The organism is Micromonospora sp. NPDC049044 (genome assembly GCF_040649215.1).
Lineage (GTDB): Bacteria > Actinomycetota > Actinomycetes > Mycobacteriales > Micromonosporaceae > Micromonospora.
The window spans coordinates 1-21,538 of the sequence record NZ_JBEZFA010000009.1 but is presented as its reverse complement, the minus strand read 5'-3'; the positions used below and the strand labels follow the sequence as shown (position 1 = coordinate 21,538).

Genomic DNA, 21,538 nt, shown 5'->3' with positions numbered 1-21,538 from the left:
CATCGACCCCGCCTGAGCGGGTGCCGATCGTCAGGCTAGCTGTCGTTGTACGAGTCGCCCGGTCAGGAACGGGCTGGGTGTGCCGTGCCAGAACACGGCGAGCTCGTCCCGGGCACGGGTGGCGGCGACGAAGAGCAGCGACCGGTCGCGTTGGCGTTCGCGCTGGTAGCGCTTCGGGTCGGTGTCCCGGTACCTGCTGATCATCTGCCGAGGCACCAGTCCGTCACTCACCCCAGCAATGATCATGCGTTGGTACTCGAGGCCCTTGAACCGGTGCATCGTGCCGATGTGCACGCCGTCGGGGCGCTTCGGGCCGTCCGGACCGATCTCCACCACCGCGAGGCCGTTAGCCTCCAGCCGGCTGATGACGTCCGCCGCCAGATCCTTCGTCGGTACGCAGATGGCAACCGAGCCATCCGCCGGGTTGCCCCAATCGCGCAGCTGCCCGACGATCAGGTCCCGTTCCTGCGCCCACGTAGCGGCGCCGCGGAAGACCGGCCGGCCGCCGCGCAGCAACGACCGGTAGCCAGCCAGGTTCTCCTCACCGCCGTCGAGGTCGTCGTACACCTCCCCGGTCATGATCTGCAGGGCGTCGGAGAGGATCTGCCGGGTGGTGCGGTAGCTCAGCGTGAGCCGGGACGACCGGCCGCGGATGTTGACGCCGAGGCTGCCCAACGTGACGTGGTTGTCGTAGATGCGTTGGTGGGTGTCGCCGGTGAGGAACATGTCGTCCGGACCTGGCGCGACCATGGCGCGCAGCATCTTCCAGTGCGCGGCGCTGAGGTCCTGCGCCTCGTCGACAACGACGTGCCGGTAGCGCGGCCGGTAGAACCCGCCGGACGACTCGCCGGCGACGCTGATGTTCTGGGCCGCACGATCCATTTCCAGGCGGGCAGCCCGTTGTGCCACCTGACGCCAGGTCCAGACACCACGGTTGTCCAGCCAGGTGACGAAGCGCTCGGTCAGCTGCCAGATCTGGTCCCGCTCGGCCCGCGTGAGACTGCGGCCCCGGTTGGGGCGGCGGGCCTTGAAGTAGTCCGTCCGCGAGTTGAGCACCTGACCCAGGATCACCTGGGTCCACTCGGCGGCCAGGAACTCCGCCTCCCAGCCGGTCTCCCCGGTCTCCACGAGGAACTCGTCCCACAGTTCGAGGACGCGATTGTCGTCCACCACGCGGCGGCTGCCACCTGCCTTGGCTTCGGTCACCACCCGGCTGGCCAACCGGTCGATGTTGACGATGTCGACGCGTGACACCAACTCCTGCCCGCCCAGAGCCATCAGACGAGTCCGCAGGTCGGCGGCGAGGTTTCGGTTGAAGGTGGTGAGCAGGATCGGCTTGTCCACCCCGGGCGGCAGTTGCCGCGCGAGGTGCGCCACCCGGTGCAGGGCGACGATGGTCTTGCCGGTTCCGGGGCCACCGCCGACCCGTGCGGGGCCGCTGTAGAGGCGCTCGACCAGCTTCCGCTGCGTCGGGTGCAGGAAGATCTGCCACCGTTCGAACGCCTCACCCAGCATCGCCTGCAGGGCCTCGTCATCGGAGGTCACCTGGGTGGCCGGCCGCTCCACAGCCGCTTCGAAGTCGTCGGGGTCGACCGGCTCGTCGGCCCGGACCGGTTCGGTGACCTGCTGAAGTACATCGTCGTAGGGGGTGCCGTCGAAGAGCGCGAACAGCACGTCGGTGGTGAGCTGCGGCGCCCGGTCGAGCAGTTCCAGGAGTTGCGCCTCGGTGGTCAGCTCCCGGATCTGCGGCAGCAACGGCTCGGAGACGCCGAGTTCCAACAGTTGGGTGTCGGTGTAGGTGTCGAAGATCGGTTTCTGCGCGGGCTCCGGTTCGACATCCGGCGGCACGACCCGGCCGATGATGCTGTCACCGACGGGTGCCATGTCGACGACCTCAATGCCCCCGGTGATCCGGTTGATGCGGTACGCGTACCGGCTGAGGTCGTCGTACACCTCACCGCGGTGCTTGACCGCGACGAGCAGGTAGTCGCCCGCGGCGATGTGCAGCAGCAGCGCCCGGTAGTCCTTGTTGACACGGGCGGACATCAGCCGGGATTCGCTGTTGAGCGCCTTCAGGTTGAGCCCGGGGTTCTCCGGGTTGTGCCGGAACTTGTGCATGAACTCGTAGACCGCTCCGATGTCGGCGCGGGTGAGCTTCATGACCTCCTTGTCGGCGCGGTCCAGCATCCGCAGAGTCGTTCCTCCGGCACTCATCGACGTTCTCCCCCGCTCGTCGCCTTGATCTCGGCAGCCAACTCGTCTACCGACCATTCACCCGCGGTGCGGGCGTGCCAGCCCGCGTCCGCGTACGCCCGATCGCGGTCTTCGGTCTCCGGGTCGCCGGACGTCCCGCTGAGCACGATGGCGATTCGCCGGTCGGGCCAGGCCAGTTCAGCCAGCCAGCCCTGGTCACCCAGCTCGAAGCCGACGACCGGGGCCGGCAGGTCCTGTCGCGCGAGCTGCTGGACGAGTTGGTCGAGGGTTTTCTCGTTCGAATCGAGGTAGTGCAGGACGTCGCGCCACGGCGACGCCTGGTCGAGGGTTTCGGGCTCGGCGGCCACTGGCTGCGCCACGACGCCGAGCCACGTCGCCGTCTCCTCGTCGAGCGGCAGCGCACGGTGGGCCAGCACCAGGCCGGTGCCCTCGGTGACCGCCATCGAGGCCGGTTCGAAGGTGTCAAGGGTGGACACGGCGAGCTGACCGGCGTCGCCGCCACCATTGCCGAGGAACTGAATGACGTTGCCCCAGGCGAGCCATGCCGCCCAACGGTCCTTGTGGCCCTCACCTACGACCGCGGCAGGCAGATCGTCGATGACGACCAGAGCCGACATCGTTGGCGTCGGTTTGCTACGCGTGTCGAGAACGACCGTCACCGGGCATCCCGCGTTGTCCTGAGCTCGGGCGACCATGATGCGCCCTGCGGTCGAGGCGGGCAGGGATCCTCCACGCAGAGCGGCCGTCAATCTTCCTCCGACGCCAGCGGAATCGGTGGCGCTCTTGTCTCGGGCCTGTTTGAGCATGCCCCACAGCCCTGCTTCCGCCCGCCGCTGCCAACGCGTGAGGTCAGGATCTGCGAGGAAGCGCATGAGCTGATCGATGGGATTGACCCAGATCGTGTCCTCGAGTTCCGCAGGGTCCGCTCCAGGAAGCAGGCCGCGGAACTTCTCCCTGGCGGTCTGCTTGCTGACCCCGCCGTACGGCATCCACTGCCCTTGCCCGTCCGTGTCCCCCCAGGTCTTCACGTCGTCCCAGGTGGCGGCGAAGACCAAATAACCGTGGGCGCGCAGCCGAGCCCGTTTCTCCGCGTCGTCCGCGAGCCGGTTGTACTGGGACGAGGCGTGGTATTTGAAGCCGTCGAGGTAGACAGCCACCTCCGGCGACGGAGCGTCGAGGCGTTTGAAGTGGACGTCGGGGCGGGTGCCGCGAACGGTGTTCTGCAGCTTCATCTGCCAGTGGGTGACGCTCTGGCCATTGTCCCGGACGAAGCGGAGGTCGGCGATGCGGGCACCGTCGTGATCGGTACGCGGGTCGATCCGCAGGCCCGAGTCGGGTGTTTCGCCAAGCGCCAGCAGCTTGGTGAGGAACCGCATCTCCAACTCGCTCTCCACCTGGTGGATCAGCGAGATCTCATCGGTGCGGGTGCCCTCTTCGACATCCCAGTTGTCGAGGAGCTTGTGCAGCATCCCCAGCGCCTCGTCGCGGCGCATCAGGGCGAAGTGCTCGTTACGCGCATGGCGCAGGAGGCAACGGTGACACACCTCCCTGCCTTCGTTCCGACAGACACACTCGGCAATCCGCTGCCGCGCCAACTCCAAGACTGCGCGGAACTCTTCCGGCTTGGCGAGGCGGTGCAGATAGCCAGTGCCTTGCGGCTGGGTGTCGAAGACGACCACGAAGTTGCGCGTGCCGTCGCTCTGCCCGTCCGGCATCGTGGCCGACACGGCCTGCAGGTGCGCGGGGTCGCCGCCATACTGTGCGGCGATGCCGAGGCGGATCGCGGCGGCGAACGACGCGATGCGCTCCTGCACCACAGCCGTCGCGGCCGGGATCAGAATGCGCAGCGCCTCGGTCTCCAGCTCATGGGCGAGGATCAGATCGACATGGGTGTCCGGGGCGGCCGGTGAACGCCGGTACGGGCACCAGGGCCGGTGGTGCTCGGCGCCCTTCATGACTGTCGACCCGGATGCCTCCGCGGCGAGTTGCTGCGCCACTGCGGGGACGCCGTCAACCGTGGTCCCGCCGCAGGAGGTGCAGGTGTGGAACCGGTTGATTCGCACCTCTTCGCCCGCGAAGAGTTCCGCCGCCCGGTCGTAGCGTTGCGCGCCGAGGTTGAAGTGACGGATCATCGCGTGCCGGCTGTAGTCGACACCGAATGTGTCGTGAGCGTGCCGCCAGGATGAATCGACCTTGGCCGGGTCCACGTCGACGGCGATGCTGGTGGCGTAGAAACGCCGGTCCCGGTCGTCGCTGTCGTCGCGGATGCGGGCGTCGTCGCGCTTGTCGCGGCTGAGCACCCGAGTGGGTTGGAGGACCTGGAACAGCCGGCCGTGGTCGGCGATGCCCTGGTCCGCGCAGCGCGGGCAGGCGCTGGTGTCCTCCTTGGCGAGGTGGGTGCGGACATAGCCGCACTGGGCGCAGATCCGCCACTGCTCGTACGCCGGCCGGTCCGCCGGACCGACGTCGAGCCCCGAGATCTCGTGCTTGTAGCCCCGCACGTAGTAACTGTTGCCCGGAGCTATCTCGACAAGCGCCTGGCGGGCGGGGCGGGCGTACTCGCGCAGCTCGCTGTGGAACCGGCGGTCGCCGTCTACGTTGTCCTCCCAGGTCAGGGTGGCTTCGAGGTCGGTCCGGCTGTCGATGAGCGCGTAGTTCGGCAGCAGACCGAACTCGACCATGGTGCCGTGGGCTGCCGCCGCGCTGACCTCACGCAGCCGGCGACGAACCGCACCTTCCTCCGCCTTCAACATCTTGATCTCGCGTGCGTGGTCCGGGTCGCTGGGCACCAGCGTGCCTCGGGCGGTGGCGAGTTCCTGCATCCGGCGACGCAGGTCGGCCAATCGGGAGTCCCAGACCTCCTCGGCCTCCTTGACCCGGTGGACGATGCCATCCGCTGCGAACTCCCGCAGTTGATCGGCGGCGGCGCGAAGGACCTTGTCCCCGAACAACACCAGGAAGTCCTCTACCAGCCGACCGGCTTCGCGGCGACCAGCTTCGGCGAGACCGGTCAGCCAGCCGGTCGGCCCGAACAGCACGTGCGCCCGCCGCGGCATCGGCAGCACCCCGGCGAGGCGACCACGGGCGGCCAGGTCGATCAGGTGGGCAAGGTACTGGCGACGCAGGATCTCCACCGCGGAGAGGAAGCAGCCTGGTGGCACGATCTGGCCAGCGATCATGTCGCGCGGATCAGCCAGGTAGTAACGATCCCGCTCGGTCCTCCCGACCAAAGTCAACACCAGTGCGTTACCGCTCTTGCGGCCGGCGCGGCCCGCTCGCTGGACGTAGTTCGCCGGGCCGTGCGGAAGCGACGCCAGCACCACCGCGGAGAGGGCGCCGATGTCGATACCCATCTCCAAGGTGGGCGTGCAGGAGAGCACGTTCGGGTCGGTGTAACGCACGCCGTCGCGGAACTCCTTCTCCACCGTCTCCCGCTGAAAACGGGTGAGCATCCCGGTGTGTTCGCCGGTGACGACCCGGAACACGGGGCTGTCCAGGTAGAGCCGCCGGTAGTAGTCGTCGGGAGCCGTGTCATCGTGGGCGGCTTCGAGCCGGCCCCGGCAGCGGTACTGCCGGCACGGCTGCCCGATCCAGTCGGCAACCCGGTCGGGGTGCTCGGTCTGCTGCCAGTGGCAGGTGTCGCAGCCGACCCCGGCCGTCACGGCGGACGCGTCGTCGAGCCGGGTCACCCGCAGGTGGCCGGGCATCAGCCCGTACACCGTGTTCCCGTCCTCCGTCTGGCCAACGGCGACCACGTCGGCGGCGGCGAGGGCCGGCAGCAGCCGGCTGAGGAAGCCGGCGGCGTCACCGGGGTCGAGGCCGAGGCAGCGTGACGTCCAGTCCTGGTACCAGTTGCCCCGCGCGGTGATCACGTCGAACTCCGAGCGGGACTTCGGCGTCGCGAGCAGGAATGCAGGCGCGGACAGACCCTTCGGGAACGCGGGCATCCCGGCGGGCCGGCCACCCCAGATCTGCCACCGGGTGCCACCGCGCTTCAGGTACGGCACCAGCCACTCGTGGAACACCGCGCCGCGGACACGCAGCCGTTCCAACAGGCCGCGGAGGAAGGCGAGGTAGCGGGCGTCGTCCGGCGGTGCTACGGCGAGGTGAGCGGGGCCGGTGAGGTGGACGTCCCGGCAGATCGCGGCGGCTCCCGCCGGATCGTCGAGGGCCACCTCGACGGCGACGCTACGTGTCAACTCCAGGGTGCGGCCCTGGCGGGAACGCAGGCCGGTCTCCATCACCGTGGCGAAGACGAGTCGCTCGCTGATCAGCTCCCAGGTTTCCCGGCTGCCGTTGTGCTCGCCGGCGAGCAGGCTGTCGACACCGGGCTGGTCGTGCAGGTCCGGCGGCACGACAGTGGAGAGGATCTCCGGCTTGGCCGCCTCTTCGATCATCCTGATGAAGAGGTCGTCGAGCCCGATCGACTCCCCGGCCGTGAGTCGACCGGCGAGCAGGGAGCGCAGCGAGAACGAGTAGGACCGGTTGGCGACGAAACCGGCGCGGTGTGCGGCGTCCTGGACCGAGTCGTTGAAGAGCAGCGTCTTCTTCTCCGCCGCGTCGAGCTCCCCACCGGTGAAGAGTTGCGTGATCGCCACCGAGGCGAGGGTGGCCAGGCCCGCGCCGAGGAAGCGGATGCCGTGGTCCAGCTCGCAGGACGGGCAGCGGTCCTTCTCTGCGCCGTCGATGTCGAGCACGTCGCCGAGCACGACCATCGCGTCGTCGGTGGGCGTGCGGTCGCGCTGCTCGTCGAACGGGCGGACCCGACGGCCGTACTCCAGGACCAGCAGGCCACGGGAGCGCTGGCGTACCTCGTCCTCGGTTGCGGCGATCAGCGCGCGGACGCGGCGCTTGTCCCGGCCGACGCTGGCCCGGTAGATCTTGTCCGGGTCGATCTCCAGCTCTTGCGGGTCCTTCTCCGGCGACAGCGCCATCCAGCCCGAGCGACCGCAGTGCCGGCAGTAGATGGACGGCAACCGTGGGTAGCGGTTGTCCGCCACGACCACGTCGGCGTCGGTGGAGTACGGGTCCAGCTCGCGCGGCGCTTCGCCGTACCAGCCGAAGGAAACCTGGTGGGAGGTGCCACGCAGCAGGCGGGAAACGGCGCGCACCCAGAGGTGGGTCTCGATGTTGAGCAGCGGACGGCCGGGAGCTTCCGGGTTCTGCGCGACGGACAGCAGCCCGACGAACCGGGCGAGAGCCTTCGCGGTGATCTCCGACGGGGTCTTCATCACGCTGCCCCAGCCGGTGGCGTTCTTGCGGGGCAGCACGTCGATGATCTCGTCGAGCGTGCAGGGCCGTGCCTGGAGCGAGTCGAGCACCGCCTTCGTCAACGGATGCTGGCGGAGCAGTTCACCGAGTCTCGTCGGGTTGTCGAGACAGCGCTCACCGACGACCAACTCGGCGACCTCGGCCATCATCAGCTCGGGATCACGGTCGTCGACGGCAGCCAACTGCTCCGGGCTGGGCAGCGGCAGGCTGAAGTCCTGGCTCGCGACGAACTCGCCAGCCTCGTAGCGGTCCTCCCCCACCAGCGACCCGGTGTCGAAGGCAATGCCGAACACCTGCTCGGCGACCTCGCGGATCGCGGTACGACCGTCCCGGCCGCCGCCCTCACCGAGCGTAGCGGAGGTGGCCACCGGGCAGATCGGCCCGAGCGGCCGGTCCGGCTCGTCGAGGTCCAGCGCCGCGGCGAGCCGGCGCAGCAGCATCGCCACGTCGGTGCCCTGCGCGCCGTCGTAGGTGTGGAACTCGTCCAACACCACGTACGCCGGCTCGGCGCCCTCCCAGAGCGGCAGGTCGTCGGCACGCTGGAGCAGCAGATCCAGCATCTTGTAGTTGGTGATCAGGATGTCCGGTGGCGTGCGGCGCATCTCCGACCGCTTGGTGAAGACGTGCGCGTACTCGATGGCCGCGACATCGCCGATATAGAGGCCGGCCGTGACCTGGCTGAGTGCCGGATCGGAGAGCAACTCGTTGATGCGCTGCGTCTGGTCCGTTGCGAGGGCGTTCATCGGGTAGAGCAGGATCGCCTTGACCCCGGCCCTGCCCTGCTGCTTCTGTCGGCGGCAGTGGTCGAGGACCGGGATCAGGAACGACTCCGTCTTACCCGAACCCGTGCCGGTGGTGATCAGGGTCGGCTCGGCCGATTTGCCCTTCGTCGACAGCCGGGCGAACGCGTTCGCCTGGTGCAGGTAAGGGGTGAAATCCGCCGGAGCCCAGTCGAGGTCCGCCCGCCAGTCGCCCTCCGCCGAGCGGAAGGGAGTGCGGATCCGCAGGTACGGGCCGCGGAAGATGCCCTGCTCTGGATGAGAGAGGAAGGCCTCCAAGCCATGGCGTACGCCGTCCTCGGTCAAGCCAAAGGTGGTGGTCAGGTACTGGGTGAGGGTCCGACGCAGGGTGTCGGCGGCGATGGTCGGCCTCATGAGCGGATCACCGCCGCATGCTACTGCACCCCTTACCGGGGTTGACCTGCTCGACAGCCTCCCGGGAGGCAGAGTCAGATTCGCGACAGCCACCCCGCCAGATCAGACGTCGAGCACCGCTTCCACCACGACTTACGTTGCGATCAAGGGCCCTTACCACTTAAGGGCACAGCAACGTCAGGGTGTACGGCTCTTTGTGATCCGCCTTATGATCACGGGCCGGAATGGGTCCGGAACGGATGAGGTGACGGCTTCCCGATGGTTGCAGCGGCACAAACGACTCTGCAAGGCCTGCTCGAAGGTACGAAGCAATACCAGGTGCCCCTCTATCAACGAACGTACTCCTGGCAGGACCACCATCTGGAACGCCTGTGGGACGACATTCTCCGGCTCACCGAAGATCGCGCTGAACACCCGAAGACGACCCATTTCATTGGCTCGCTGGTACTGGCTCCCAGCCCCAACAACGGTCCCGCCGGTGTCGTCGAGTTCCTGGTGGTCGACGGCCAACAGCGGTTGACGACGCTCTCGATTCTGCTTTGCGCCATCCGGGATCACCTCGTGACCACCGACGGGGACGAGCACCGTGACCGACTCAACGACCAGTATCTGATCAACAAGTACGAGCCCTTGCGGCGGTTGAAGCTCGTCCCCACACAGGCCGACCTCGACGGGTATCTGGCCTGCGTGGACTCCTCAGCGCAGGCTGGTGGAGGCGCGGTCGGTGCCGCGTACGAGTTCTTCCGAACCCGGCTAGCGGAGCCGGCAGTCGCGGCGCAGGTGCACCAGGTCGAGAAGGCAGTGATCTTCGGATTGGCGCTGGTCTCGGTCATTGCACATGCCGACGACAACGTCTACCGGATCTTCGAGTCGCTGAACAACACGGGCCTCAAGCTGACCCAGGCCGATCTGCTGCGCAACTACCTGTTCATGCGCCTGTCGAACCGCAGCAAGACCGTCTACGACGCGCACTGGCTGCCGTTACAGAAGCGGTTCAACTCGACCGAGTTAGAGAACTTGTTCTGGCTAGATCTGGTGCAGCGCGATCCGCGGATCACGCAAGGTGACACGTACGCGCGGCAGCAGGCGCGGCTCGACCGGCTCAGCACGGAGGACGACGTCGAGGCCGAAGTGCGTCGATTTGGTCACCTGGGAACGCTGCTGGAGATCATCCTGCATCCCAGCAAGGAGCAGGACCCGGGCGTACGTCTCCGGCTGGAACGTTTGCACCTCTGGGGCAGCAGCACCGTCAACCCGCTGCTGCTGCATCTGCTGGAACGGCGCAGCCTGGGCACCGCGACCAGCGCAGAGGTCGCCTCCGCGATGCGGTACGTAGAGAGCTTCCTCGTCCGGCGGCTGCTCATTGGCCGCGCCACGGCCAACATCAACCGCAACCTGGTATCCATCGTCACCGAGATGAACAAGGATCTGCCGGTCGACCAGGCTGTACACGCCTACCTGTCAGACGGGCGCAAGTACTACGCGACGGACGCCGACGTACGTCACGCGGTCCGGTCGCTACCGTTCTACACCAACGGGCGGGCGTCGCAGCGTTCGCTGGTGCTGCGCTGGCTGGAGGAGTCGTACGACAGCAAGGAGCCGGTCTCCCCGGCGAAGCTGACCATCGAGCACGTCCTGCCGCAAAGCATGGGTCCAGAGTGGCAGCGCATGCTCGCTGCGGACCTCGAACCCCACGAGAACGTCGTCGAGGTACACGGTGCCCTGAAACATACTTTGGGCAACCTCACCCTGACCGGTTACAACGCCGAGTTGGGCAACAGCCCGTTCGCGGTCAAGCGGGTTGACCTCGCCAAGAGCGGTGTCCGCCTCACCCAGGACATCATCACCTGCGAACGCTGGGGACGGCCGCAGATTCATGCCCGCGCTGATGCCCTCGCCGAGCGGATCATCAACCTTTGGCCGGGTCCTGCTGGGTCGACGGCGGATCAGTCTGAGGTGCGCTGGGACCTCATGGAAACGGCGCTCGCCGCGATGCCGGCCGGATCCTGGACAACCTACGGGGACCTCGCCGCCTTGATCGGCACCGCGCCCCAGCCAGTCGGCAACCGGCTGCGCGCCGTCCCGGTGACTAATGCTCATCGGGTGTTGCAGGCCGAGGGAACGAAGGCCGGTGGATTCCGTTGGCCCGACGGACGAACGGACGACCCGATCGCGGCGCTACAAGCCGAAGGGGTCTTGTTCGACCAGCAGGGTCGGGCGGACCCGACCCAGCGCATCGACCTCGATGAGCTGGCGCAACTGAGCGGCTTAGCCCCCGACGAACTGCCCCGACGGCTGCCTCGGCCGCGACCTGGTGACGGGCAGTCCCGTGCCGACCGCTTCGCCGAGCAGCTCGGAGTGTTGCAGGAGGTCGTCGTCGCCGGAGCCGCCCTGACCCTGCTCGACAGATGGACCGAGATGGGCGGCACGCTCCTCTACGGCGGTGGAGCGGAGACGTCCTGCTTCCTGATGGCCCGCGAGCGTGGCCACCGCGACGGCGACATCTGGCCCCTGACGCTCTACCCCAGCGGAAAAGTCGAGGTGGTCTTCCAACACCTGGCCAGCCGTTTGCCGTTCGACGACGTGACGCTGCGTGAGCAATTCCGGCAACGACTAAACCAGCTTCCCGGCGTGAGCATCGCCGCCGCGAAGCTCAACCTGCGCCCCAGCTTCGCCCTGACCGTCCTCGCCGACAGCGCCGCCGCCGCAGTACTCGTAGAGCACCTGCAGTGGTTCTACGAGCAGACCCATCTATCCGAGCAAGAGGAGGACGAAACCCTCACTGTCTAGCGAAAGGCCAGACGTCTTCTCCGATATGTCGACCTGCCTTCGCAGCAATCGAGGTGGTAGCCGTGCCCGCGCTAACCAATGAGGTAAAGAACGCCAAGAGCCCGGTATCCCGTTGGCTCCGCGCGACGTTCCCGCACCACCACGACGTACAGGCCGATTACCGGGAGGCCGTTGGTCTGGCCCGGGTGCTGCCGTCCCCGACGGTTGCGCTCGGGACGCAGGGCGCCGCTATCGACTGGTGGTTGCGGTTCCTGATCGACCCGGCCCCTTCGGTCAGGTTCGCAGTGGCCGGGCTGCGTTCGGGGCGCGCGCCGTGCGGACCGGCTGGTTTGGAACTGCTGCACGACCTGGGTGCGGTCGATGACGACGGCAATCACGCCGGGCCGATCCACCCGGCCCGATTCAGAGAGCGCTCTGACGAGTGGTGGGCACGGACGTCCTACGCGCTCGCTCTCCTGGTCGAGCTGTACCGGGCGGCTCGGGTAGACGGATCGCGTCTGATGCAGCTCGGTCCGAACAGTCGGGCGTCCGACCTGCTGGCCCTGGCGAACGCCGACGAGGTCGCCGACCTGATCGCGATGCGTGACCTGGCAGCGACGAAACTCCTACCAGGGTTGCCGTCCGGGCCCGTTGGCACTGGGTCGACGTTCGAGGGCAGCATCGACCTCAACGCTGACGCCGATCTCATCGTCGGCGGCGTGCTCGTCGACTTCAAGGCCACCCAAGGAAGGGCCCGGCCGGACGGCAGCCGTGCCGCCGGGCTGACGAGAGCCGATATCGATCAGTTGTTGGGATACGTGCTGCTGGACTACTCCGACGCCTTCGCTTTGCGCTCGGTGGCTGTCTACACCGTCCGCTACGGACATTACGCCGCGTGGCCGCTGGCCGATTTGTGCGCGGAGCTCGCCGGGCGGCCGATTGACCTCGCGGCGTTGCGACAGGAGTTCGCACAGGTGTTGCGGGTCGAGTTGTCCGGTTACCGCACGGCGTCGATCGTCGATCGGATCCAGCGGCGAGTCACCACCCGTTAGTCCGTCACCAGTCGCGAGGGCTTCGTCGGCGAACTCGGTGTCACCGGTCAGGATTCAGCCGAATCTCTCGTCCTTGTCCGGAGGATTGACCATGGCGACCGGCCGAGGGTCGTCGACCCCCGGCCCTCGACCCGCCCGAAGTAGACCGCGTCCGGCGGGATGCCAAAGTGTTCCTGAGCTCAGTGTCGGGCTGACCCGTCGCCGAGATGGATGCCGCCGTGGACGTCGCGCGCCTGCACCACCGAACCGTGCACATCGCCGGAGACCGAGTTTTCGACACCGCCGGCACCTTCGGCAAGTGTGACCTCTACCTGCGACCACCGCGCACGGAGCTCGGCACCGAAGGCCCCATCGCGACGCGACTCACTTTCGAGCAGCTCGGCGAGGCGACCCACGGCCTCCGGTGTCGACTGCTCCAGAGCACCTTCGATGACGGCACGCGACGCCGGCTCGTGCTGAAACCGGGTGCGTAGAAATCCGATCAGGGAGGACACCGCCGCCCGCCCGCTCTGTGCCAACTCGGTGGTCGCCCACGCGACCAGCGTCGTCGCCGCGGTGACCATGATCGGGTCCGTCATGCGTCCGCCTCTCACCCGTTGCGCCCGGCTCCTGGAGACGGAACGGACGACAGCCATCCAGCCAAGCCGATGTTACCGTGAGTGCTCACACGAACACCAAGGCTCGGAGGTCATCATGAGCGGACAGCGCTGGGAAGCGGACCCCACCGCCGAACTCACCCGCCGTTGGGGTAAGTCCTCGCACGAGCTGGGCAACACCTCAGGCGACGGCAGCTGCCCCGACGTCTGGGAGTTGAGCAACGGCGACATCGCGGTGATCGGGCAGGACCTCACCGAGACGTACCAGGAACGACTTCCGGCTGGTGTCTCGGTGGATCCGGGTGAGCGGCTTATCATCATTCCCCGATCGACAATGATCGCGGCGAAGGTGGACATACCTGATGCATGAACTGTTCCGCGGGGATCCCGGCGAGCGACTCAGCCTGGAAGACTACTGGGCGGACTTTGAGGATCGATTCTGGCAGACCGGCGACTCGGGCTTCTGGAAGCTGGAACGCCAGCAAACCTTCAAGGAGCCCGGGGACGAGGGTTGGCAGGCGTTCGCCGACGGGCGGTGGGAGGATTCACTGCGGATCCTCGACGCGCGCCGCCCCGAGTTCCAGAGCTACTACCGGCGGATCACCGAGAACGGGTTCGCCACCCGTCGGGTACGAGTGGTCGAAGAGCCCCTCACGCCTTACCTTCAGTGGGAACTACACGTGCTTCGGCTACGACACGAGTACGGCGGTCTGACTCGTGTGGTCGGCGCGGACGCGGTGGCGGCAGCAGAGTCGAGCGGCCAGGTGCCCGAGATCTACACCCTCGGCACCGAGGTGATGTACGAGGCCGTCTACGACGCCGACGGTGTGCTGGCGTCCGCCCGCCGCTGGCGCGACCCTGACGTGGTGTCAAGCTGCCAATCCTTCATCGAGTCGCTCTACCAGGGCGGTGAGCCGCTCGACGAGTTCTTCGCCCGTGTGGTGGCGCCCTTGGGACCTCCCCGCCAGGGGTGAGAGATGGAAGGCGCCGGGTCGGACGAAGCCGGGCAGCGGCCCGCCCAGGTGAACCGGTCCGCGCTGTCCGGCCCGGCGGAACTGGTCCAAGCCCGCGACGTGTACGGCGGTGTGCACTTCCACGGCGAGGCACATTCCCAGGAGCGGCCACAACAGCTTCCGGGTGATGTGCGCGGTTTCGTCAACAGGGTGGAGGAGCTACAAGCGCTCAACCGCCTGCTGGGCGACGGGGACCGGAGAGTCGATGTCAGTCTCTCGGTGATCACCGGGACGGCCGGCGTCGGCAAGACCTCTGTCGCACTGCGCTGGGCGCACAGCGTCCGGAGCAGGTTTCCGGACGGGCAGCTCTACGCCAACCTGCGCGGATACGATCCGGGCGAGCCGGCGCAGCCGGATCAGATCCTCGACCGCTTCCTGCGGGCCCTCGGCGTTCCGCCCTCGGCGGTGCCGATAGATCTGGACGAACGGGCGGCGCTGTACCGTTCGCGCCTGGCCGGCCGGCGCGTACTGGTGATGTTGGACAATGCCGCCACCGCGCGTCAGGTGCGCCCGCTGCTGCCCGGCACGGACCACTGCCTGGTCGTGGTCACCAGCCGGAACATGCTCTCCGGGCTGGCCACCCGCGACGGCGGTCGACGGCTGACTCTGCGCATGCTGTCCGAGGACGACGCCATCTCCCTGCTGCGCGGCATCACCTCGCCGTACCGCAGCGGCGACGACCCCACGGAGCTGAGCGAGCTGGCCCGCCTCTGCGCTCGGCTGCCTCTCGCACTGCGCATCGCCGCCGAACGGGCAGCGAGCCGACCTTTCATGCCCCTCGGCGAGCTCATCGAGGATCTACGGGACGAGTCGGCCCTGTGGGACGCGCTCACCGCCGAGGAAGACGAGGAGTCCGATGCGGTACGCGCGGTGTTCGCCTGGTCCTACCGCGCCCTGAACACGGACGCCGCCCGACTGTTCCGGCTGATCGGGCTGCACCCTGGCCCCGACCTCAGCGCCCCAGCAGCCGCAGCGTTGACCGGCATGCCGGTGTCCCGGGTACGGCAGCCGCTCGACGCTCTGGTCGGCGCGCACCTGCTGGAGCAGAGCGCTCCGGGGCGCTACCAACTCCACGACCTCCTGCGCGCCTACGCGGTCGACCAGGTCCGGCACCTGGAAAGCGCAGAGGATCGGAAGATGGCACTGCGCCGTGGGCTGGACTGGTATCTGCACACCGCCGACGCCGCACTGGCCCGCACTTTGCCCTTCTATCGGACCGTACCGTTGGATCGGCCGACCGACGTCACGCCGCTCGCCTTCGCGACCAACGCCGAGGCGGACGCCTGGTTCGACACCGAACGGGACAACCTGGTCTCCGCCACACGAGTGGCGGAAGACGCCGGCCTACCGCGGACCGCCTGTCAGCTGGCGGTGCTGCTGCGCAGCGTCTTCATGCATCAGAACGCCTTCGAAGGCTGGTTCGCCACGGCTCGGATCGGGCTGGCGGCGGCCCGCACGCTCGGCGACCGACGCGGAGAGGCGGAAGCGCTGGAAAGCTTGGGCAAGGCCCACTTCCAGGCCCGCCAGCTCGGCGAGGCCGCCGAACACCATCGGGCCGCGTTGGCCATCCGGCAGAAAATCGGCGACGAGTACGGCACCGCAGTGTCGATCAATGCGCTCGGATTACTGGGCCTGCGCCACCGTCACCTCACTGAATCACTCACCCGCTTCGGCGAGAGCCTGGCGATTTTCGAGCGGCTCGGCAACCCGCGGTGGCAGGCACTACTGCTCAGCAACCTCGCCGAGACTCACTACGAGCTGGGCGAGCTGACCGAGGCGGTAGCCCTGCTGGAGCAGGCACTCGTGGTGCAGCGGGAGATTGACGACCGGGGGCAGGAGGGCAACTCGCTCTTCTTCCTGAGCATGGCCCTGCGGGAACTCGGCCGCGTCGAAGAGGCGCGCACCGCGATCGAGTCAGCCATCGCCATCGCCGAGGGCGCGAGCCAGCTGTGGCTGGGGCACTGGTTGGTGGAGTACGCGCGGGTGCTGCGCGCCTGTGGTCGGCAGGCGGAGGCGCTGGAGGCCGTGCACCGGGCGGCCACAATCCAACGCCAGTTGGGTGACCGCAGTCGCGAGGCGATGGCCCTCGATGGCGCCGGTGAGGCGTACCGGGAGCTGGGGCAGGCGGACGAGGCGATCGCCTTCCACCTGCGGGCGGCGGCGGTCCACCGGCAGCTCGGCGACGATTGGCAACTCGCCCTGACACTGGACCATTTGGCCGCCGCGCTGACGGCGGCGGGCCGCCCCGAGGAGGCCGGACAGCAGTGGCGGGAAGCTCATTCCCTGCTGGCCGGTTTCGACGACGCTCGCGCTGCCGCAATCCGGGAGCGCATCGCGGCTTCAACGCCGGGTGGCACCGAATAAGAGCGAGCCTCCCTCGCATTGACACAATGGGGTCAATCAATCACGCTAAGTGCTCGGCTCGCGCAGTGCATCAGCACCGGGGGTGGGCGTGGAGATTGAATCGCTCGTGCGGTCCCTGAGCTACCAGTCGCTGCTGGCGCTCAACTCCTCCGATCAGCTCGTCGACGATGTGCTCCGCTACGCCGAGACGCACGCCAAGACCCGCGAGGCGTACTGGCACCACAAGAAGTTAACCCCGGTGGACGTCGGCAAGGGCGGGATGCGGACCACTCCCGCGCAGGTGCTGCACGAGCTGGGGGTGGCCACCACCCTCCTCACCGCCTCCCCGCTGTCGCAGGTGGCTCGACACTGGGCCGCCGTCCGCTACTGCGCCACGCTTACCAAAAACGGGGGACGTCTCGCTCTGACGCCAGATGCCAACGAGGTCGTCTACCACCACAAGGTGACCCAGTCCGAGCAGTTGGGCGTCGGCCTGGCCCTTGTCGTCGCGAAAAACCTGCTTCGCCGGCAGTATCGGGGTTGGACGTTCCACGCGGTCGACGCGGAGGTGGCGCTGAAGGCGGGTTTCGTGGACGGCGGCGGCGCGGTGGAGTCCGTCTCGCGCACCAAGAAGCGGCCGGACTACATCCTGCTCGGCCACCATGCCACGAAGACCCGCCGGCGGATGAAGATTGTGATCCTGGAGTGCAAGGGCACCCACGGGCCGCCGAACTTCATCCACGGACAGCTCGCTCGGGCCGCCGTGCAGGTGGAGGCGTTGACGGTGGGCGGAAGCCACCCCCCGTCGCTGATGGTCGCCTCGCACCTCACTCAGGCCGGGATCACCGCGTACGTGCTCGACCCTCCCGGGGATGACGAGTTGTGGTCCGGTGATGACGACGAGTTGGACGGCCTGTTGAGCACCACCCCCGAGGACCAGTTCTGGCGCTCACGGACTGCCACCCCTCCAGAGCCCGAGGCGAGACAGAGGCCTCCCGGTGCGCTCTCCCCCGCCGATGAGGCCGTTGCCGAGCCGGACCTGCCCGACGAACTGCCGCCCGGAGCGCCTCAGGTCTTCGACATACCCGAGCAGCAGCGTGGTTGGTTCACCCAGATCCTGACCCGCGCCGTGGCGGCCACCGCCCTGCTCTTCGCCGGAAACAACGCCGCCGCCAGTGGCTATGCCACGCCGCGTCAGCGCGGAATGGAGGACCCCGCCCTCCAGCCTGCGCTGTTCACCCTGGACCCGGCGTGGGCAACGAGCAGCGCCGCGACGTTCTCCCTACCCAACGGGCTCTCCGCGGAGGGCACTCGGCACCGCGCGCCCCTGGGACGGGGCAGGGTGTTGGAGGTGTTCCGAGGCGTGGAGAGCCGCCTCTACCGCGAGCTGGCCGAGGGCCAGGTCGGCGCCTACCTGAGGGATGCACCGAGCTTCTTCCGCCAACGAGCTGAGCCGCCGGCCGACGGCGGCGTGTACTCGTTCGGCCGGGATGGCACGGTCTTGGTCGTCCGGGTCGTGTAGGGCCGCGATTGAGGAACCGGCCGGGCCCGCATCCGCCACGAAATCTAAAACCTATCCCAAAACCAATCCACCCCCGACAGTACACCGACAAACAGCGCGTGGGAATTGCACATTCGTGGCTCCTGTCGGGGGTGTCTTGTATGGTCAGAGGCGTACTGGATCTGCACGCCAGCGCCTAATGGTGTTGATTCTCGGGGCAACAGTTGCGCGTTTCAGCGATGGCGTCCGGATGTAACAAAATGCAACACGGAGAGGGCGGGAGCCGATGACCGACGACATGGGATCGACGGTGCCACGACGGCAGCTCGGGCGAGCGCTGCGCGACCTACGCACCGAAGCGCGGATGACGCTGGACGGCGCATCCGAGGCGATGCAGTTCAGCCGGCAGAAGCTGTGGCGCATCGAGACCGGCCTTGGCCCGGTCCGCTCCGTGGACGCCAAAGCCATGTGCGAGCTGTACGGGGCGACCCCCGAGCTGACCGGCGCACTCACCGCCCTGGCCACCGAGACCAAGGCCAAGGGCTGGTGGCACTCGTACGGCGACGCCGTCCCCGACTGGTTCGAGTTGTACGTCGGCCTGGAATCCGCCGCATCGCGGCTCCGGGAGCACGATGACACCCTGGTCCCTGGGCTGCTACAAACCCCGGGCTACACGCGCGGTGTCTACCAGAACCGCCCAAACATGCCGGCTGACGAGTTGGAAGAGGTTCTGGAGGTTCGCCGGCGTCGACAGGAGATCCTTATCCGCCGGCTCCCAAAGGCACCGAGGCTGGAGTGGGTCCTGTCAGAGGCCGTCCTACTTCGACGCGTCGGCGGCCCTTCGGTCATGGCCGAGCAACTGGACCGTCTTCTTGAGCGAGCCGAGCTACCCAACGTGTCGATCCGCGTCCTGCCGCTGTCCGCTGGTGCCCACTACGGCGCACTGGCGGGAGCCTTCGTCATGCTCGATTTCCCGCTCGTCAACCGAGTCGTCCCAGATCAGTCCGTTGTCTACAGCGAGTCGGTGACCGGGGCCCTTTACCTCGACAGGCCCGACGAGTTCGCGGTCTACGAGAAGGTCTGGGCGAGCCTCCTCGACCTCGCACTTGATGAGGAACAATCAAGAAGGATGATCGGCAAAATCAAGGAAGAGGCCCACCATGGCTGACGAACTACTCGGTGCAAAGTGGCGGAAGAGCACCCGTAGCGGCGACAACAACGGCAACTGCGTGGAGGTCGCCGACAACCTGCCCGGCCTCGTCGCCGTACGCGACAGCAAGGACCCGGCGGGACCAGCCCTCACCTTCTCCCCTGCCGCCTGGACCAGCTTCATCCGGGTTACCAAGTCTGGGCATTGAGCCGCGCATCAGACGGGAGCGCAGCCGGCGGACCTGCCGGACGCCCCCGTCGCGCAGTCAGTCAGGAGCCCGCGTCCCCAGTCGCGGGCTGGGTCACGTCCTCGAACAACGACCACGAGTTCCGCCATGCCTCTACGTTCGCTGAGTAGATCGTTGTATGCCAGCTGTCCGGGTTGCGCAGATAAACCCCGCCGACGCTCGCCATGAACTCCTCGTGCCGCTCGTGCACCCCGGCACTCAGGTAGTCTCCAGGCACGACGTAGAAGTCCCGGCGTCCGTCGGTCACGTCCACGAGGACGTAGAGGCCGACCGGCGTCGCAGTCATCTTGTCGATGTCCGCGATCACCAGCCGCCCTGCGCGGCGACCTGCCGTCGATCGTCACGAAAGTCTGCGCGCCGTGCAGGCTCGCCGAACGGCCGCGCAACAGGGCGTCAGCCACCGCGAGATGCCATCCAGCCTGGTGCTTCCGGTTGTTACTCGGAGCAATTTGTTCTCGGGGATGGACGAGGGATAAGTGGGCTAGGACGGCTGCCAGCCCGCGTCAATGGCATCCTTAAGCCGCTTGCTGAAAACAGCATGCGCCTGCCGATACTCGCTCTCCCGATCCGCCTTATAAAATGGTGCAGCATACCCATCGGGCACTGCCGTCTGACCAGGAGCGCTCAAATGCTTCATCAGCCGCTCATACTGCCCCTTGACCTGCCCAACACCAAAAGTGTAAGGGTCAGCTGCAATTTTCCGCCCAAGTGCATCAAACCATATGGAATCCTCGCGCTCGGTTAGTATTGGATACCGCGCACGCAGCATGGCTATCAGCTGCTCGATCCCAAGATTGAGCCATACGGCAACTAGAGCATCTATCTCTACGAGAGCCGCCCGTCGCTCGAATTCGCTACGCAGCGGCGTTATTTCAGACACCCATTTAGGTCCGACACCCTCCAACGGAGCCTGATTCGGCCAATCTACGGCCCAACGCTCATCACCCCAACCAACCTCGAATAGTCCCGACCAAAGCGAAGCGTAGGAATCAGTTTGGCAATTCAGGCGCAAGATCCGTACGAGCAGAGGGGCTACTAAAGGGTGAGCTTCTTCCGCTGCCGGCATCATTGAAACGTCCATGCCACCAAGATCAGCGCGTCCCGATATCCGAAGAAGGTAATCAAGGGGCAACGATGCCCAGAAGCCAGCCTGAAGAGCAGTGAGGCGGTCGTTGGCAAGCGCTAGCGTGTGAACGGCATGGACGTGGGCCGGACCTGGAGGAATGAGGGCCGCAAACAAGGAGCGCTCGATATCGAAGGCAATCATCCGTCGCCAAGCGATCCTGTAATAGTCAGTGTACTTCTTCCCGTTCCATGAGTCCTGGAGGCTCCGGCTTCGTGACTCACTTTCACTAAGCGCATAATTTGTTCTGGGAAGGTATGAAGCAGGTAGAGATCGCAGGTCGAGCAGGTCCCAATCGCTTCGGGCGCGGCAAGGCACGCGGGGTTCCTTAGCGAAGGGTGTTGCTATTCCAAAGTGAGGACCCTGTAGAACGATTTCGGAAGCGCGCTGCGGTACAGACTGCCGCCAACTCAGCACACCATCCCTCTTGGCGTTAGCTTCGTTGTACCCGCCGCTGATATTGCACGAACCAGCGACCAACCGGCGCTGAAAATTAGCGAGCGCGAAGATCGCACTTTCCTCGTCGACGGTCACGGGTTGGAGCAACGGCGTCTGCAGAAGTTGCAGCTCAACATTTCCCCCGTGCAACCGTCGCCACCACGCTAAAACCTCCTCGCTCACCTCTATAACCCGCGCGCGGTGCGGCCGATTATCCCACCTGCCCCGATGGCGCTGTGACGGCACGTCCCCTTCCCCGCCGTGCTCCAGAGAGGCCGCCAGTACGGAGGCGGCATACAGACGACTCAGGTGCCGGAATTTGACCGGCCCGCGGCTGCCATAAATGTGCAAACCAAATTCGGTGCTACGAGTGGCGTCCGCGAACGCCCAGTTTGCGGCGTTGATAAATCCGGCATGTACACGAAGACGACGGTACGAGGCTTCCCGTAGAAGACCGTCTCTGGGCCCGGTAAGATGTGTATCCGGATGCAGTAGACCCACCACTCCTCGGGCTTTGGAATTCTGCCATACGCGACACATCATCGCTCTATAAAGGTTTGGTCGCGTCCCGACTACAGAGGTTGAAAGGCTGACGGTCGTCGGCGTGTCTGCGTGATCTGCGTCGATGGTTTCGGTAGGCCGGAGGCATGAGGTATCCGGCTGGTGG

The 21,538-nt window shown here is 66.9% G+C and carries 13 protein-coding genes; 8 read left to right on the top strand and 5 right to left on the bottom strand.

The genetic code is table 11. The annotated features are described in order from the left end of the window. Positions 1-30: 30 nt before the first annotated feature. Both AB0B85_RS09395 and AB0B85_RS09390 read right to left on the bottom strand, forming a co-directional pair. The gene (locus AB0B85_RS09395; RefSeq protein WP_357405335.1) at positions 31-2,214 is read right to left on the bottom strand and encodes a UvrD-helicase domain-containing protein; all 2,184 of its coding nucleotides are present in this window, start codon (positions 2,212-2,214) and stop codon (positions 31-33) included. After that, positions 2,211-8,639 (bottom strand): DEAD/DEAH box helicase, encoded by a 6,429-nt coding sequence (locus AB0B85_RS09390; protein WP_357405333.1) that lies wholly within the window; start codon positions 8,637-8,639, stop codon positions 2,211-2,213. The genes AB0B85_RS09395 and AB0B85_RS09390 overlap by 4 nt, the downstream gene beginning before the upstream one ends. A 258-nt stretch (positions 8,640-8,897) precedes the next feature. On the opposite strand from AB0B85_RS09390, the gene AB0B85_RS09385 reads away from it, so the two are divergent. Both AB0B85_RS09385 and AB0B85_RS09380 read left to right on the top strand, forming a co-directional pair. Beyond that, positions 8,898-11,429 (top strand): DUF262 domain-containing protein, encoded by a 2,532-nt coding sequence (locus AB0B85_RS09385; RefSeq protein WP_357405331.1) that lies wholly within the window; start codon positions 8,898-8,900, stop codon positions 11,427-11,429. Positions 11,430-11,671: 242 nt separating this feature from the next. Then, on the top strand, positions 11,672-12,460 hold the full coding sequence (locus AB0B85_RS09380) for a hypothetical protein (protein WP_357405329.1): 789 nt from the start codon (positions 11,672-11,674) through the stop codon (positions 12,458-12,460). Between the two features lie 179 nt (positions 12,461-12,639). Here AB0B85_RS09380 and AB0B85_RS09375 read toward each other — a convergent pair whose 3' ends face one another. Continuing rightward, complete coding sequence (locus AB0B85_RS09375; protein WP_357405327.1) at positions 12,640-13,023, bottom strand: hypothetical protein; 384 nt, start codon at positions 13,021-13,023, stop codon at positions 12,640-12,642. A gap of 130 nt (positions 13,024-13,153) precedes the next feature. Here AB0B85_RS09375 and AB0B85_RS09370 point away from each other — a divergent pair, with 130 nt between their 5' ends. The 6 genes from AB0B85_RS09370 (at position 13,154) to AB0B85_RS09345 (ending at position 19,271) form a co-directional block, all read left to right on the top strand. Next, the gene (locus AB0B85_RS09370) at positions 13,154-13,426 is read left to right on the top strand and encodes a hypothetical protein (RefSeq protein WP_088948721.1); all 273 of its coding nucleotides are present in this window, start codon (positions 13,154-13,156) and stop codon (positions 13,424-13,426) included. Beyond that, a complete protein-coding gene (locus AB0B85_RS09365) occupies positions 13,419-14,030 on the top strand; it encodes a DUF6879 family protein (protein WP_357405324.1) in 612 nt (203 codons plus the stop codon). Before AB0B85_RS09370 ends, AB0B85_RS09365 begins: the two co-directional genes overlap by 8 nt. A gap of 3 nt (positions 14,031-14,033) precedes the next feature. Then, positions 14,034-16,433, top strand: a complete 2,400-nt coding sequence (locus tag AB0B85_RS09360; protein ID WP_357405322.1) for a tetratricopeptide repeat protein — start codon at positions 14,034-14,036, stop codon at positions 16,431-16,433. Positions 16,434-16,521: 88 nt separating this feature from the next. Continuing rightward, positions 16,522-17,934 (top strand): hypothetical protein, encoded by a 1,413-nt coding sequence (locus AB0B85_RS09355; RefSeq protein WP_357405320.1) that lies wholly within the window; start codon positions 16,522-16,524, stop codon positions 17,932-17,934. A gap of 265 nt (positions 17,935-18,199) precedes the next feature. After that, positions 18,200-19,081 carry a helix-turn-helix transcriptional regulator gene (locus AB0B85_RS09350; RefSeq protein WP_357405318.1) on the top strand — a complete coding sequence of 294 codons (882 nt, stop codon included), beginning with the start codon at positions 18,200-18,202 and terminating at the stop codon, positions 19,079-19,081. After that, entirely contained in the window at positions 19,074-19,271 is a 198-nt protein-coding gene (locus AB0B85_RS09345; RefSeq protein WP_357405316.1) for a DUF397 domain-containing protein, read from the top strand. The genes AB0B85_RS09350 and AB0B85_RS09345 overlap by 8 nt, the downstream gene beginning before the upstream one ends. Before the next feature lie 61 nt (positions 19,272-19,332). Here the strand turns inward: AB0B85_RS09345 and AB0B85_RS09340 are convergent, their stop codons facing one another. Both AB0B85_RS09340 and AB0B85_RS09335 read right to left on the bottom strand, forming a co-directional pair. Continuing rightward, entirely contained in the window at positions 19,333-19,617 is a 285-nt protein-coding gene (locus tag AB0B85_RS09340; RefSeq protein ID WP_357405314.1) for a hypothetical protein, read from the bottom strand. A gap of 174 nt (positions 19,618-19,791) precedes the next feature. Beyond that, positions 19,792-20,577 (bottom strand): hypothetical protein, encoded by a 786-nt coding sequence (locus AB0B85_RS09335; RefSeq protein ID WP_357405312.1) that lies wholly within the window; start codon positions 20,575-20,577, stop codon positions 19,792-19,794. Between the last annotated feature and the right edge of the window lie 961 nt (positions 20,578-21,538).

What these genes read in the sequence shown, in the direction of transcription:
- AB0B85_RS09395 (WP_357405335.1), bottom strand. Translation starts at nt 2,214, where the DNA reads ATGAGTGCCGGAGGAACGACTCTGCGGATGCTGGACCGCGCCGACAAG.
- AB0B85_RS09385 (WP_357405331.1), top strand. Translation starts at nt 8,898, where the DNA reads ATGGTTGCAGCGGCACAAACGACTCTGCAAGGCCTGCTCGAAGGTACG.
- AB0B85_RS09360 (WP_357405322.1), top strand. Translation starts at nt 14,034, where the DNA reads ATGGAAGGCGCCGGGTCGGACGAAGCCGGGCAGCGGCCCGCCCAGGTG.
- AB0B85_RS09365 (WP_357405324.1), top strand. Translation starts at nt 13,419, where the DNA reads ATGCATGAACTGTTCCGCGGGGATCCCGGCGAGCGACTCAGCCTGGAA.
- AB0B85_RS09345 (WP_357405316.1), top strand. Translation starts at nt 19,074, where the DNA reads ATGGCTGACGAACTACTCGGTGCAAAGTGGCGGAAGAGCACCCGTAGC.
- AB0B85_RS09335 (WP_357405312.1), bottom strand. Translation starts at nt 20,577, where the DNA reads ATGATTGCCTTCGATATCGAGCGCTCCTTGTTTGCGGCCCTCATTCCT.
- AB0B85_RS09370 (WP_088948721.1), top strand. Translation starts at nt 13,154, where the DNA reads ATGAGCGGACAGCGCTGGGAAGCGGACCCCACCGCCGAACTCACCCGC.
- AB0B85_RS09390 (WP_357405333.1), bottom strand. Translation starts at nt 8,639, where the DNA reads ATGAGGCCGACCATCGCCGCCGACACCCTGCGTCGGACCCTCACCCAG.
- AB0B85_RS09375 (WP_357405327.1), bottom strand. Translation starts at nt 13,023, where the DNA reads ATGGTCACCGCGGCGACGACGCTGGTCGCGTGGGCGACCACCGAGTTG.
- AB0B85_RS09350 (WP_357405318.1), top strand. Translation starts at nt 18,200, where the DNA reads ATGACCGACGACATGGGATCGACGGTGCCACGACGGCAGCTCGGGCGA.